The following is a 15341-nucleotide window of genomic DNA, read 5'->3' on the forward strand; positions in this document are numbered from 1 at the left end:
TTCCTACGTCCAAATTGACAGTTAGCCAACGCTGGATTTCCCCTGAGGTAATATCAAAATAGGGATACACATTACCCGGCGGAGAGCATGAAGCCTGAGGCGTTATGTTGAGTATCGGTGAAGGTCTCGTTGAATTATCGAGATAAGATCATTCTACGTAGTAAATTCGGGATCTAAAACGGTATCGTCAGGATTTATACCATTTGACAAGCTTAGCTCAGCAAGTTTTTGGCCTGCCTGAGTAATGGGGATACAAACAGCACTTGCTCCGGCTTCTTCCAAAGCATGTTGCTCTTCTTCTGCTGAAGTTAGGGCAACAACCGTTCCCTCATAATTATTTGCACGCAGATATTTAGTCGCATTCAGTTTTGCTTCTTTGGTGCCAATAGCAAGAATAACCGATTTAATTTGACTTAAATCTATGTTTTGCCACAGTTCAATATCCTGCATATCGCCATAAATAACACGGCGCCCGGTTTCAATATTTTGCTGGATACGGGCCGGATCGATATCCATTCCTACCGTATGTTTATCCGCTTTGCGAAGTCGATCATAGGCAGCCTGACCGGCATTACCCATGCCAATGACAAGGTATTCTGCTGAGCCGAGCGAAAGAATTTGTTGGTCCGGGTGACGAACATCACGCTCAAATTTGATAAGATAGGATTCCATCTTTAGCCAAAGCTCCTCTTCCCATATAGCGAGAGGGGCATTGAGTGCAAATGAAACGGCCGTTAACAAGGCAAAGGCAACCACGGCTCCCGGGGGAATAAATCCTGCTGATGCCGCAACACTCCCGGCAATGAGGGTAAACTCACTGTAGGAGGTAAGTGAAATAGTGGCGATAAATGAGGTACGGGCCCTAAGTTTAAACGCCACCATCAGGCCAAAAAAGAGGATGGATTTCAGTGGTAAAAGAGCCAGGGCTGTCAGGGCAAGGTAAAAGTCCTGTAAATCCGGAAGTCCGGTTAATCCCACCTCAAGAAAAAATCCAACCAAGAATGCTTCTTTAATGCCCCACAGTTTTTTAGAAAGTTCGTCAGCTACCTGGTGTCCTGATAACAGCATGCCGGCGATCAGTGCTCCAAGCTCAGAAGACAACCCCAGCTTTTCAAACAATGCTCCACCCCCTACAGCCAGCATTAGGCTGAATAAGAGCTTGAGTTCCTCCTCATTAGCAAGATTTACAATTTTGATTATAGCCGGACGAATAAGAGGTAACCCCAATAGTGCCAAACTCCAGGGAGAGGGAGCAGCGCCGCTGGTAAGTGCAAGAATAACAATGGCTACAATATCCTGAAGAATAAGTATTCCAATGGCAACCCGACCGTGAAAAGCGCCCAGTTCTCCGCGCCGTTCCAAGTTCTTGGCCGTCAATACCGTACTCGAAAATCCCAGAACCACACTAATGATGACGGCCGCTGTAAGACTGTAGCTAAGAAATAGGGTTATGGGTAGGAAAACGGCCGCGCTTACCAAGAGGTGAACACCACCGGTTCCAAGGACTTCAGAACGGATGATATTTTTGAGGCGCAAATGGAGACCGACGGTAAACAGCAGAAACAGTACACCCAGATGAGCAATTTCATGGAGAGCAGTTCCTGCTTCATACCCATAGGCAGAGAGCATGCCTCCGGCGGCAAGATATCCCACTAACGGGGGTAATTTGATACGGGAAAAGAGCATCCCAAATACGAAGGCTAAACCAATCCAAACAATATCCATACTGCAACTAATTTTTTGCCAAACAATGCAGGTTAATAGAAACTATCTGCCAGAAAGGAACTTAAGCATATTTAGGATCTCATTTTGGTTATAAATGAGACCATATCATCAACATATAGAAATTTAATGACCGATTGTTGAAATGTATTCAGATATCTTTAAGGAGTGATTATTGTATGTGACCTCGCGAAGACTGCCGGTGAAAGCAAGAATAGTGAATGGTTGTCCCAGAGCAGTTATGCCATATTGTTTATGATTTGTTGAACCTGTTGAATCTCGTCCTGATTTACGGTATGTCCCATCCCCACATAGATTTTTTTAGTGACGTCAGCGCCAAGCGTTTTAAACACTTCTTCCGTCAGGTCGACGCGCTCTTGCGGTATATGGGGGTCACGATCGCTGCATCCTAAAAACACCGGAGTTTGTTCCAACGAGCCGGCGTAGTTTTTCGGGTCTACTTCATCACCAATAAGTCCGCCGCTGAATCCAACAATGCCCCCATAGCGCTGCGGATGTCGAGCCGCAAATTCCGTCGTAAGGCATGCGCCCTGTGAAAATCCCAGTAAAACAATTTTTTTAGTCGGGATGCCAGCCTCATTTAGTTTTGTGATCTGGTCATAAATGGCCTGAAGTCCACTTTTAATACCCGGCTGATTCATCTCTTTTGGCGCCAAGAAGGAGCGAGGGTACCACGTATGATTATTGGCTTGGATGGCTCGATAGTGAATGTGGTCGGCCTCGAATTCATCGGCAAACATCATCATGCTTTGTGCTGAGGCCCCTCGACCATGTATAAAGATCATGCCTATTTCAGCATCATCTATTTTTGCTCCGCCGCTCACAACAGATTGGTTTTGATGCGGACCGCTGAAAGGATGTTCGGAATTGACTCGGAATATTGACATGGTTAAATATTTCGTGTGCAGGTTTTAGGTTAAAAGTAAGTCAGTCGATTCAGGTTTTTATAGGCGGCAGGGCAGCTTCGATTTGTTCTCTTTTAGGTTCGTGCCACGGTGTTAATTCCAGCAGTTCCGCCTGATCTTCAGAGGGATCGGCATTCACAAAATAGCCGGGACCATTGGTCGCCATCTCGAACAGCACGCCGCCCGGGGTTCGGTAGTACACGGATTTAAAAAAGTGGCGATCAATAATTTCGGTAGGCTGCAGGCCGCGCCTTATAATTTCAAAGCGCATTTGTGACAAGTCTTCTTTATCCTTGCTTTGAAAGGCTACGTGATGAACAATACCCGCTCCATTTTGTCCGGGATGAGAATCGGCCTCCTCAATAATAAGACTGTGGCCAAGGGTGCTTTCCGTTTGATAGAGCGTGAGGTTGCCTTCGCTATCGGCTTTCTGAAAGCCCAATACAGATGTTAATATTTTTTCAGTCTGTTCTACCTCAGCCAGTTTTAGCGTTGTACTCCAAAATCCCTGGATTTGATGTTCTTCGGCAACCGAGGATTGGTCCCAGCTTTGAAGTTCATCTGAATAATCAAACACCAAGTTTAGCTGCAGGCCATCGGGATCTTTAAATGAGATATGTGTTTTGCCAAAGCGTGAAAAAGGTTTGCTGTGTGATATACCTTGCTCATTTAATCGATCTTGCCAGTAGTCCAAGGAATTTTCGGGCACGGTCAGGGAAATCTCGGTTGCTTCGCCAGAACCGGGAGTCCCTTTCCGGGCACGCGGCCAGGGAAAGAAAGTCAGGCTCGACCCGGGGCTTCCTTCCGCGTTGGCATAGAATAGGTGATATTTTGTTGGATCATCCTGGTTAACTGTCTTTTTGACCATGCGCATGCCCAGCTTTTTGACATAGAAGTCGTAATTATCCTGGGGATCGCTGGCGATAACGGATATATGGTGTAGTCCTCTGTGCGTTGGCATGGTGTTAATCATTTAGTGTTGGAAGTTCTTCCTCAATTATCGAACGCTCGTGTTCGAGCCAGTCCGGCAGTTTTAGGGATGAGCCAAGCTCATTAAGTGCCTCATCGCGTTCAAAACCGGGAGGGTCGGTAGCAATTTCAAATAGGATACCGCCCGGTTCATGAAAGTAAACCGACTTAAAGTAATCGCGGTCTTTAACCTCGGTCAGGTAATATCCTTTGTTAAGTAATTGCTTTCGAAGAGATTGTTGTTCTGCTTCATCTTCCACCCGAAATGCAATATGGTGCACCGTGCCCTTACCGGGCCTTCCGTTTAGGTCGAAACCGTCAATAATTTCAACAGAAGCACCTAAATCGGCGTTTGATTCATAGAGGTATCTATTTTCGAACTGATTCGTCAACTCAAACCCCAGATCTTCTTCAAGCAAGCGCCCGGCTCCTGCATAGTTTTCTTCTCCCAAGGTGGCCCCATGAAGACCTCGTATGGCATACTCTTGGTCAATAGGACCGCCCGACCATCCGTCAAAACCATTGGCTTTAGGGTCAAATACCAGCTCCAGATGAAGTCCGTCGGGATCTTGCAGGCCAATTACCTCTTTACCAAAACGGGAAAAAGGTTCCACAATATCCAGCCCGTGATCACGCAGATGATCTATCCAAAATGCCTTTGAACCGGTGGGGACCGAAAAGGAAATGGCAACCACCTGGCCGCGATCGGGCTCTCCATCCTGCAGATGCTCCCACGGGAAAAAAGTAAGAATGGAGCCGGGGTTACCGGATTCATCTCCATAGTACAAATGGTAGACTGAGGGGTCGTCAAAGTTGACGGTTTTTTTAACGAGTCTGAGTCCCAGTACCTCAGTATAAAATCGGTGGTTTTCTTTGGGATTTCCGGCCACGGCCGTGATGTGATGGATGCCTTTTTGATGCGACATAGTGTTTGAATAATCTTAAATGATCAATTTATGTTCATTACAAAATAGGGGATGCAGGGCAAAAATCTATCTGCATCCCTACCCTGCACCGGCATTATTTATTCGGCCGCCACTTCCGTAGATTCGTTCATAAAGGGATAGTCGGTATAGCCCTCTTTACCACCACCGTAAAAGGTGCTTTGATCGGGTTCGTTGAGTTCTGCGTTTTCTGCGAACCGGGCCGGCAAATCGGGATTAGCAATAAACGGTCGCCCGTAAGCTACCAAGTCAGTTATCCCGTCTTCAATAACCTTATTACCGCTATTTTGGTCGTAGGCCACGTTGGTAATAATGGTACCTTCATAAATAGGACGAAAGAATTTGGTGACCTGTGTAGGATAATTCTCCAGCTCACTAACATCGCTCATCGGCTCCATCAGGTGCACGTAAGCTAAGCCAAAATCATTTAGTTGTTCAAGCAGGTAGCTGAAGGTTTCTTTGGGATTAGAATCACTGATGCCTTGATTGCGTGCGGCCGGGGAAAAACGAATGCCTGTCTGTTCCGCTCCGATGGCATCGGTAACGGCTTCTATAACTTCAAGGGCAAAGCGGCTGCGGTTTTCAAGATTGCCGCCATACCGGTCATCGCGTTTGTTGGTACCGTCTTTTAAAAACTGATCAATGAGATATCCATTGGCTCCGTGAATTTCTACCCCGTCAAAACCGGCTTCGATAGCATTGCGAGTAGCTTGGGCATAATCCTCGACAATACCTGGAATCTCATTGGTTTCGAGGGCGCGTGGGGTGACAAAATCCTGCATGCCATCCGCCGTAAAAATTTGTCCCTTGGGCTTAATTGCAGAAGGTGCAACCGGCGGCTCACCGTCGTGGTATCGTGGATGTGAAACGCGGCCGACATGCCAGATTTGGGCAAAGATCTTTCCGCCTTCTTCATGTACAGCGTCCGTTACTTTCTTCCACCCTTCCACTTGTTCATCCGTATGGATGCCGGGTGTCCACGGGTAGCCGACTCCCTGCTTCGAAATTTGGGTGCCTTCGCTGATGATGAGACCCGCCGACGATCGCTGCCGATAGTATTTGGCCATCAAGTCGGTAGCCACATTGCCTTCGCCAGCTCGGCTCCGCGTCATTGGCGCCATTACCATGCGGTTAGCTAATTCTATTCCGGATAAATTGTATTTGGTTAATAGTGGTTGCTTGCTCATGAAATTACCTTTGTTGATTCAGTGATTGCTTAATTTTCAATAATTAATTTAATATTGAACTATTTAATAACAAAATAGATACTTCTTATGTATCTCATTGATTTCACTAAACACGCAAAGTTTGTATTCTATTCCCTGGTTGCCACAGATAATTGTAGATTGTCAACAGCGAAAGGATTTTTAAATTAAAAACTATTTATTGCCATGGGATTATTTGATCGTAATACAAAAGAGCATGTTGGTTTGGCATTGGGTGGAGGAGCGACCTTAGGCGGAGCTCATGTCGGGGTGCTTCGAGCGCTGGAAGAAGCAGATATGCCGATAGACTATATCGCCGGTACCAGCATCGGGGCGATGGTGGGTGCGTTATATGCGTTTGGGATGTCGGTGGATGAAATCGAGGGCATTGCTCTGAACCTTGACTGGCCGGATATCTCAAGAATTGCATTATCGCGTAGGGGCCTTCTGACCAACGACGAAATGGGCAAGCTGTTGGACAAGCATTTGGGAGATATATACTTCAAAGATGCTGATATTCCATTTGCCGCGGTAACCACTGATATTTCCACTGGAGAAAAAGTTATTCTTGATGAGGGAGATGTTTCCGAAGCAGTAAAGGCCAGTACTTGTATTCCGGTGCTTTTTGAGCCGATTGAATATGACGGACGTCTTTTGGTGGATGGCGGGCTGAAAGAAAGTGTGCCTCTTTCGGCCATTAAAAATATGGGGGCCGAATATACCATTGGTGTTGATCTGAATGCCCATAGAACATACAAGCGGCCCGAAAATATTTTAGATATCCTGAATAATACGCTCGAAATTGCTTTGAAACATCTGGCCAATGTCAATCACAAAGAGATAGATTTGCTTATTCAGCCCAATTTGGCCGAGTTCAGCCGAAGCGAAACCAAAAATATCGACAAGATGATTACAGAGGGATACAAGGCTGCCAAACAAAGCTTGGATAAAGAAGGAATGGCGTAAAAGTGCACCTTATCATATCATCCTTTTTTTCCCGCTTTTCTCACCCTTCAATAATATGGAATAGGTATGATTGGCTAAAAACGGCTTAAACATTAGAATTTAGAGAGAAATGAGCTCTTTTAGTTTCAGTTCTCGTGATATAATAAGTAGGGACTTAACTAATTGGTATACGGGTAATTTTAGTACATGCCTATAACTTAAAACTACTTATCATGAGACGTCTATTTGGCTTCATATTTATAACAATCATAGCTATTACAGTAATGGCTTGCGGTGGGTCAAGCACTGGTCCCGATTCAGAGCCGGATAATAATGAACCTACCACCTATACCGTTACGGTAGATATGACTCCATCGGATGCCGGAACGGTATCTCCCTCGTTGGATGAGACTTATGAGGAGGGCAAAGAAATACAGCTGTTGGCCAATCCAGCAGATGACTATGTATTTACCGGCTGGACCGGAGATATGCAAGGAGCTGTGAATCCACTCCCGCTAACCGTTAGCCAAGACTTCAATATTACAGCGACCTTTGAACTCAAGAGATATGATCTTACAGTAGATACTAAAGGGGAAGGCTCTGTTACAGAACAGATATTAGAGCAGAAATACAAAGAATATGAGCATGGCACTCCAGTTGAATTGGTTGCTACGCCTGCTAAAGGCTATAGATTTGCGGAGTGGAAAGGAGATATTTCCGGTACTGATAATCCTATTCAAATTACAGTAGACGATCCCAAAAAGGTAACGGCCGTTTTTGAGAAAAAAAGCTATCCGCTGACCGTACAAACGCAGGGAAGCGGAGCCGTATCGGAACAAGTGATATCAAAGGCTAAGGAGTATGAATACGGGGACGTCGTAGAGCTGTCTCCCAACCCGGCTGAAGGCTGGAAATTTGTAGAGTGGACTGGTGACCTGACGGGCACGGATACACCTGCTCAAATAACCGTTGATACTGCGAAAACGGTGACGGCTCTCTTCGAAAGAAAAACGTTTGCCTTGAACCTTAATACAGCAGGCCAGGGATCCGTTGCTAAGGCCCCTGATCAGGCTGAATATGCATACGGTTCGACGGTGACTTTGACGGCTGCTCCTGCCGACGGATGGACATTCAAGGAATGGGGAGGTGAGATATCCGGCACCTATCCTGAGATGGAGATTACGGTACACTCGGAAAAGGATCTGATGGCTGTATTTGAAGAGAAGAGTTATAATCTAACCATACATACTTATGGGAAGGGTTCTGTTGCTGAAGCAGCCGTACAGGCCAAGAGTTATAATCATGGAACCTCAGTGCAGCTTACGGCAGAGCCTGCCGACAGCTGGCGTTTTGTGGAATGGAAGGGGGATGTTACAGGCACGGATAACCCGATGCATATTACCGTTGACAATCCTAAAGAAATCACAGCAGTGTTTGAACCTTTGATCTACCTGGCTAAAAATGGAGAAACAGTGGTGTGCCCTGATGCCGAACCGGGACAAAAAGGTATATTGAATGGTGATGATTACGGCAGAGAGTATGTAGTTGTGGACTCAACGATGCTTTACCAAAAGTTAGACGATGAGGCCGATGTGACGAACGCCTGTACAACGCCTATCACAAGTATGGATAGCTTATTTGTTGATAAAACCTCCTTTAATCAGGACATAAGTGCCTGGGACGTCAGTAATGTGACAAATATGGGTGCTATGTTTCGTTCTGCGGAAAGTTTTAATGGAGACCTGAGCAATTGGGATGTAAGCAGCGTGACGGATATGAGTGGGATGTTTCGATCTGCGATTAGTTTTAATGGTGATCTAAGCAGCTGGGACGTAAGCAACGTTACAGATATGAGTGGTATGTTTTGGTCTGCGGAAAGTTTCAACGGAGATATAAGCAATTGGAACGTAAGTAATGTAACGAATATGAGTCAAATGTTTAGGTCTACGGACAGTTATAGTGGTGATCTAAGCAACTGGGATATAAGCAGCGTGACGGATATGAGCGGTATGTTTCGGTCTGTGGGAAGCTTTAATGGAGATATAAGTAACTGGAATGTAAGTAATGTGACCAATATGAAAGGTATGTTTTACAATGCGGACAGTTTTAATGGAGATATAAGCAATTGGGATGTGAGCAACGTAACGGATATGGGTCTTATGTTTGGCTCTATGGACGATTATTTTGCAAATATAGGAAGCTGGGACGTAAGTAACGTTACGAATATGTCATCTATGTTTTCCAGTGTGAGAAACTTTGCATATGGAGATTTAAGCAACTGGGACACAAGCAACGTGACAGAAATGAGTGGTATGTTTTATGAAGCAGAAAGTGTTACTGGAGATATTGTTGGATGGGACGTAAGCAACGTGACAGTAATGTTTGCTATGTTTTGGGGGGCAGATAATTTTAATCAAGACATAAGTGGCTGGGATGTAGGCAATGTAACCAACATGGATCGTATGTTTTATAATGCTTCCAGTTTTAATCAGGATATCAGCAGCTGGTGTGTATCTAACATACCTTCAGAGCCCAATCTGTTTGACACTGGTGCTGCTTTTAATGGGCAAAGCAGTCTCCAGCCTCAATGGGGTACCTGTCCGTAATGGATAAGAAATGTAACCAATCACTAAGAAAGGCGGCTTTCGGGCCGCTTTTGTTGTTTGATATCTTTTTGCCTGTAATACAATCAGCTCTTACCATATACCGTCGTAATACTGCCGCGCGTAACTTCATTTTTAGGCGATGCCAAATAGCAAATTTGTTGAGCCAGCTGTTTGGGTTTGGGCCACTTTTCAAAATCAGCGTTAGGCATACCTTCGCGATTTTGTGGCGTATCGATGACCGAGGGCGCTATGGCATTAACCAAGATATCGTCTTCTACCACTTCGGCGGCCAGCGATTCGGTCAGCGCGGCAACGCCGGCTTTAGCTGTGGTATAGGCGGTCATTCCTTTTCCCTGCCGCGGTTCCAAGGCCGGACGTGCGGCAATATTGACAATACGTCCGCCACTGCTTTCTTGTGATTTAAAATGCTGCACTGCAGCACGACAGCTATTGTAACAGGTGACAAGGTTCAAGTTAATCTGCTTCATAAAATCGGCTTTGGACATATCTTTAATAGCCCCCATCCCAAAACCACCGGCGATATGGATGGAGGCCCAGAGCGAGCCGTTGGCTTCAATAGCATCCTTAAAAAATGATTGTGCCTGATCTTCGTCAGTGAGGTCTATACCTACTTTTGTGAATACGTTTTCGTGATCTGCCAACTCAAAAGAATCACATTCGGACTGATTAAAGCAGGGTACGCTGCATGTGGCTCCGGAATTCAATAATAACTGTACTACTGCCGAGCCCAGCGATCCGGCGCCGCCCGTAACAATTAGATGGCGATCAGTAAAATCCATAGTATCAATTTATTTAGTTTGATATTGAACTAAATAACAGTAGTGAGTTCATTTCCATTCATAGTTAATCCAAAATAAAAGATGAATACGTTTTGTGCATTTATGGGTAATGCGGTAATCTTTGCAAGATAAAAGGTGCTATAGGTATATCAGTCAGGTCTATATTTATTACTATTTAATGTGATAGTAAGGTACAAGGTTAAGAGTGTTTGATCATAAGCAGGCATCATCTATTTCGGTTTACGGAAAAGGTTGAGTTTCCGTACCTTTGGTGATGACTATTTTAATGCAAGTATTTATTGGAGAAGTCGTAAAAAGAATTACTGATTTAATATGTCACGAAAACAAGCAGATCAAAGAGTAATCAATGAGATTGAAACACCGGATACTGATCCTGAAGTAGAGCAGTCAATGGAATTTTTCATGTATTTCCCAACGGAGTGGGATGCGTATGTGACTAAGTCCTGCTTGATGAATCTACAGTTTGATACCTCTGTTCATTATTCGGAATCATCGGATAACTGGTTGTGTGTAGCTAATAAGCAGATAAAGCCGACATCGGATCGACTATTGGAGCTTAAAAACTTCTTTGAGCGTTTAGCAGCCGGTAATAATGGCAGATATGATGGTTGGGGTACAACCGTTGTTGAAGATGAGGCGGGAGTTACGTAACGCATTCAAATTATAATTACTCAATACCTTAGATCTTTTAGTTTTTAGATGAATATTTTTGCAGTTATTATCTTGGCTACACTGGCGGTTGATTTTATCCTTAACCTCGTCAGTGATTATTTGAACTTGCAATCGCTGGACAAAGGATTGCCCGATGAGTTTAGCGATGTTTATGATGAGGAGACGTATGAGAAATCCCAGCGCTATACCAAAGAGCGTACAAAGTTTGGGATCTTAACCTCGATCTTTAATTTGGCTTTACTGTTGGTATTCTGGTTTGCCGGCGGGTTTCAATGGCTCGATGAAATCGTTCGCAGCTGGGAGTTGGGGTCAATATGGACCGGATTGGCGTATATTGGGATTTTAATTCTTGCTAAACAACTGCTTTCACTGCCGTTTAGTATTTATTCCACCTTTGTCATCGAAGAGAAATACGGGTTTAATAAAACGACGGCCAAGACTTTTGTAATGGATCTGGTAAAAGGATTGGGATTAGGTATCCTGTTAGGCGGACCGCTGCTGGCCGGAATTTTGGCATTTTTCATATTCATTGATCAGTACGCATGGCTCTATGCCTGGGGTGCGGTAACGGCATTCACACTTTTTATACAGTTTGTCGCCCCCACTTGGATTATGCCCATATTCAACGATTTTGAGCCGCTCGGTGAAAGTGACTTGCGACAGAAAATCCGCAACTATGCTGACAAAGTAAGTTTTGCCATGGAAGGCGTCTATGTGATGGATGGCTCCAAGCGGAGCAGTAAGTCGAACGCCTTTTTTACGGGGTTTGGAAAAAACAAGCGCATAGCTCTATACGATACACTCATTGACAATCACGAGGAAGATGAGTTGGTGGCGGTGTTAGCCCACGAGATTGGTCATTACAAAAAGAAGCACATCATTAAAAATATGGCAATAAGCATTGCACAGACGGGGATCATGTTCTTTTTGCTCTCAATTTTCTTGAATTCGGAGGGATTATTCGATGCATTCTTTATGGAGCAGATGTCGGTCTACGCCGGACTCATTTTCTTTGGGATGCTGTATGCTCCCATCGATATGATCGTATCGATCTTTATGCAAATTCTCTCGCGTAAATATGAGTTTGAGGCTGATGCGTTTGCTTCTACGACTTACAAAAAAGAGCCGATGATTGCAGCCTTGAAGAAGCTCTCCAAGGATAATCTTTCTAATCTAACGCCTCATCCTTTTTATGTATTTCTGAATTACTCGCATCCACCCATGCTTGAGCGTATCAAAGCGATCAGGGCCATAGATTAACCCAGATATTGTGAGTTTCGGCCCGGAGTAGAGTTACAAAACGAGAGATATGATTACAACCCTGTCATCTCGGCCGTAGGGAGAGATCTTTGTTTTCGGTAAATAGCAATAAGCTAAAATAGAGATTTCTCTTTTTTGCTATGCTACATTCGAAATGACGCATTTATTTTATTTGTGTAGTCAAGCTTTCCTTAAAACCTTCTTATAAAAGGAAGACAGAAGGATTGAATGCAACGGCTTGCCAGTCAATCTCCCCTATTCCTCTTCTCCAAGAGGGAATTTGGGATTGGTTACCTATGAATGGCGATTAAAGTTCCTCCTTGGCGAAGGAGGGCAGGCCCCGTGAAATTGAGTTCCATTCCATAAGGGCAGGAGGATAAATTTTAGATTCAATCTCATCCGTGCAAGTCTGCAGCTATTTTTGTTACTTGAAAATCATAAATACCAATAAAAAAGATTACCCATGCGAAAAGAAACTCAAGCCATACATGCCGCTATGGAAGTAGATAATCCCAATCCCGATATCGTGCCTCCAGTACACCGGTCAACGGTATATCAACTCGATAAAGAAGGGCGTTCAGAGGGAGATTGGCACTACACACGCCTCGAAAATCCCAATCGGGTGCAATGGGAACAGGTGTTGAAGGTGATGGAAGAAGGGGAAGCCGCCGCCGCTTTTTCGAGTGGAGTAGCTGCAGCATCGGCTGTGTTTCGGGCACTGCATCCGGGTGACCATATCATCATTCCCCAAGATGTATATGCCGGAAATCGTAAATTGGTGAATAAGCTGATGAAGCCTTGGGGCTTGCAGGCTGACTTTATCGATATGACGGATCTCCAAAATATTGCCGATTACATCAATGAAAGCACTAAACTAATCTGGGTAGAGACGCCTTCAAATCCGTTATTTAGCATTATGGATATTGAAGCCATCAGTGAATTGGCCCACGAAAACGGAGCTGTTGTTTGCGTTGATAATACCTGGCCTACGCCCATCAACCAGATGCCACTAAAGCTGGGTGCAGATCTGGTACTGCATTCAACAACTAAATATTTTGGTGGGCACAGCGATATTTTGGGCGGCGCGATTGTAGCAAAAGAGCAAGATGAGCTTTTTGATAAAATTCGTCTCGTTCAGCGTGTTGGTGGTGCGGTGCCGTCTCCTGATGATTGCTGGATGCTGGCTCGAAGTACTCGAACTATGCCGTATCGTATGAAAGGACATAATCAGAATGCTGAAACGCTGGCTCGCTTTCTGCAAAATCATCATAAGGTGGAGAAGGTGTTTTATCCCGGTTTGGCAACCCATTCGGGACATGAGATTGCCGCTAAACAGATGAGTGGATACGGTGGAATGATCTCCTTTTTGATTGACGGGACAGCAGACGAGGCCATAAAAATGGTGGGCAAATCAAAGCTGATAAGTCGTGCTACCAGTTTAGGCGGTGTGGAATCTACTTGGGAACATCGTCGCAGCAGTGAGGGTGAAGGATCAATAACGCCCGAAAACCTGATCCGTATTAGTGTAGGGTTGGAACACGCTGATGATCTGTTGGAGGATTTGGAACGAGCGTTAACGTAGAAGGGGAATGGTTTCAACTTATGATAAACCATGTCATGCTGAATTTGTCTCAGCATCGGTATAAGTGAGTTATAGTTATTATTAATAAGATCCTGAAACGAATTCGGGATTACATAGTGGCCAAAGGTTTTCTATTTCTTAAATCGTAAGAATGTCCAAAACCGTATTCTACATAAAGCTGGTTCATTCCCTCCTTTTTCTGCTGATTGGAATAAGTACCATTTATGTATTTGTGACGGCAGCTATAGGTACGATTAATCCCCTGACCTGGTGGGCATTTGGCGTTGCCATTATCGAATTGCTCGCACTTTTGGTCAACAGCTGGCGCTGTCCGCTGACCGATTTGGCTGAGCGGCATGGAGCGGAAGTAGGCTCTGTAGCAGATCTGTTTTTACCGAGGTGGCTCTCCGATCAGTTATTTCCTATTTTCGGAATATTCTTTGTAGTAACCTGCCTTCTTTTGGTGTGGAGAGTGTTCTTTTAGTTTTTTGTCGTTTCTAAGGTATTAACTAAATGGTTACTTAAATATGGGGTCTCTCTACCTATTTATTTTGATCTAATGCCATTTATTGTGATCTTTGAGGGCTGATTTTGAACGTTATAAACAGCATTTTGATTGAGGATATTTTAATTTTAAAGATATAATTTGAGTAACGATGGCCAGAGTTGAAGTAGAAATGCCCCAGATGGGCGAATCGGTAATGGAAGGCACCGTCATTGAATGGGCTAAAGAGATTGGTGACGAGGTGGAAGAAGATGAAACGCTTCTTGAAATTGCTACGGACAAGGTAGATACCGAAGTGCCTTCCCCCCAAGCTGGAATTCTCATCGAAAAATTAGCCGAAGAAGGTGATACCATTGAAGTGGGGCAGCCTATTGCGGTTATTGAAACCGATGCTGAAGCAGCCGATACTTCGGCGGGCGGCGGATCTACTGAGGAAGAAGCTCAGGCAGACGAGCCGGAGACGCAAGAAGAGCCGCAGCAGGAAGAGGTTGTTGCGGAAGAATCATCTGAAGAGGAATCCGGGGGCGGATCTGCTGATGAAGAGGGCGAACGTATTGAAGTAGAAATGCCCCAGATGGGCGAATCGGTAATGGAAGGTACGGTCATCGAATGGGCCAAAGCTATTGGTGATGAAGTAGAAGAAGATGAAACTTTGCTCGAGATTTCCACCGACAAGGTGGATACCGAAGTGCCTTCGCCACAGGCGGGTACTTTGGTGGAAATTCTGGTGGAAGAAGGTGATACCGTGGAAGTGGGGCAGACGATTGCGGTTATTGCTACGGGCAAAGCAGCTTCTGGTTCAGCATCAGCTTCAACAGCGACATCTGATACTCAGAAGAAAGAAACAACATCCACACAGGAGCAGAAATCACAACCTGCTGCAGCGTCTGCAAGTACAAATGGTTCGCCATCGGGTGGAAGTGAGCCGCAACGCATTGGCAGTGACGGACGGTTTTACTCTCCGTTGGTTCGATCTATAGCTAAAGAGGAAGGTATTTCTCAGGAAGAGCTTGAAAATATTGAGGGTTCCGGACAGGGCGGACGCGTGTCCAAAGAGGATGTGATGAATTATCTCGAAGATCGCAAAGCGGGTAAGACGCAACAAACGGCCGCTCAACCATCAGGCGGACTTAGCAAGCCAAGTACGAAGACACAATCTGCTGCGAAAGGGAAGGAAGGAGCAA

Annotated in this window: 13 protein-coding genes; 7 read left to right on the top strand and 6 right to left on the bottom strand. The window is 44.9% G+C overall.

Annotation, left to right across the window (positions count from 1 at the left end; translation table 11 throughout):
• Positions 1-153 precede the first annotated feature (153 nt).
• From ACQ76V_RS14600 to ACQ76V_RS14620, 5 genes are all read right to left on the bottom strand, one after another.
• Positions 154-1725, bottom strand: coding sequence for a cation:proton antiporter domain-containing protein (locus ACQ76V_RS14600; protein WP_441001251.1), 1572 nt, complete (start codon positions 1723-1725; stop codon positions 154-156).
• Between the two features lie 236 nt (positions 1726-1961).
• Positions 1962-2630 (bottom strand): alpha/beta hydrolase, encoded by a 669-nt coding sequence (locus ACQ76V_RS14605; protein WP_441001252.1) that lies wholly within the window; start codon positions 2628-2630, stop codon positions 1962-1964.
• 49 nt (positions 2631-2679) lie between these two features.
• On the bottom strand, positions 2680-3609 hold the full coding sequence (locus tag ACQ76V_RS14610) for a ring-cleaving dioxygenase (RefSeq protein ID WP_441001253.1): 930 nt from the start codon (positions 3607-3609) through the stop codon (positions 2680-2682).
• Positions 3610-3613: 4 nt separating this feature from the next.
• Positions 3614-4543: a VOC family protein gene (locus ACQ76V_RS14615; RefSeq protein ID WP_441001254.1), complete on the bottom strand. Its 930-nt coding sequence runs from the start codon at positions 4541-4543 to the stop codon at positions 3614-3616.
• A 98-nt stretch (positions 4544-4641) separates the two neighbouring features.
• On the bottom strand, positions 4642-5748 hold the full coding sequence (locus ACQ76V_RS14620) for an alkene reductase (RefSeq protein WP_441001255.1): 1107 nt from the start codon (positions 5746-5748) through the stop codon (positions 4642-4644).
• A 204-nt stretch (positions 5749-5952) separates the two neighbouring features.
• Between ACQ76V_RS14620 and ACQ76V_RS14625 the strand changes: the two genes are divergently transcribed.
• Together ACQ76V_RS14625 and ACQ76V_RS14630 are read left to right on the top strand one after the other, a co-directional pair.
• Positions 5953-6732, top strand: coding sequence for a patatin-like phospholipase family protein (locus ACQ76V_RS14625; RefSeq protein WP_441001256.1), 780 nt, complete (start codon positions 5953-5955; stop codon positions 6730-6732).
• Positions 6733-6944: 212 nt separating this feature from the next.
• Positions 6945-9317 (top strand): BspA family leucine-rich repeat surface protein, encoded by a 2373-nt coding sequence (locus tag ACQ76V_RS14630; protein WP_441001257.1) that lies wholly within the window; start codon positions 6945-6947, stop codon positions 9315-9317.
• 83 nt (positions 9318-9400) lie between these two features.
• Here ACQ76V_RS14630 and ACQ76V_RS14635 read toward each other — a convergent pair whose 3' ends face one another.
• Complete coding sequence (locus ACQ76V_RS14635; protein WP_441001258.1) at positions 9401-10117, bottom strand: SDR family NAD(P)-dependent oxidoreductase; 717 nt, start codon at positions 10115-10117, stop codon at positions 9401-9403.
• A 333-nt stretch (positions 10118-10450) separates the two neighbouring features.
• On the opposite strand from ACQ76V_RS14635, the gene ACQ76V_RS14640 reads away from it, so the two are divergent.
• The 5 genes from ACQ76V_RS14640 to ACQ76V_RS14660 form a co-directional block, all read left to right on the top strand.
• Positions 10451-10789 (top strand): ribonuclease E inhibitor RraB, encoded by a 339-nt coding sequence (locus ACQ76V_RS14640; protein ID WP_441001259.1) that lies wholly within the window; start codon positions 10451-10453, stop codon positions 10787-10789.
• Positions 10790-10837: 48 nt separating this feature from the next.
• Positions 10838-12070: a M48 family metallopeptidase gene (locus ACQ76V_RS14645; protein WP_441001260.1), complete on the top strand. Its 1233-nt coding sequence runs from the start codon at positions 10838-10840 to the stop codon at positions 12068-12070.
• Positions 12071-12533: 463 nt separating this feature from the next.
• Positions 12534-13652 (top strand): trans-sulfuration enzyme family protein, encoded by a 1119-nt coding sequence (locus tag ACQ76V_RS14650; RefSeq protein WP_441001261.1) that lies wholly within the window; start codon positions 12534-12536, stop codon positions 13650-13652.
• A 151-nt stretch (positions 13653-13803) separates the two neighbouring features.
• On the top strand, positions 13804-14136 hold the full coding sequence (locus ACQ76V_RS14655) for a hypothetical protein (RefSeq protein WP_441001262.1): 333 nt from the start codon (positions 13804-13806) through the stop codon (positions 14134-14136).
• Positions 14137-14308: 172 nt separating this feature from the next.
• Positions 14309-15341 (top strand): biotin/lipoyl-containing protein (locus ACQ76V_RS14660; RefSeq protein WP_441001263.1); only part of this gene is annotated, 1033 nt, incomplete at its 3' end.

This window comes from Fodinibius sp. SL11 (assembly GCF_052060035.1).
Lineage (GTDB): Bacteria > Bacteroidota > Rhodothermia > Balneolales > Balneolaceae > Fodinibius.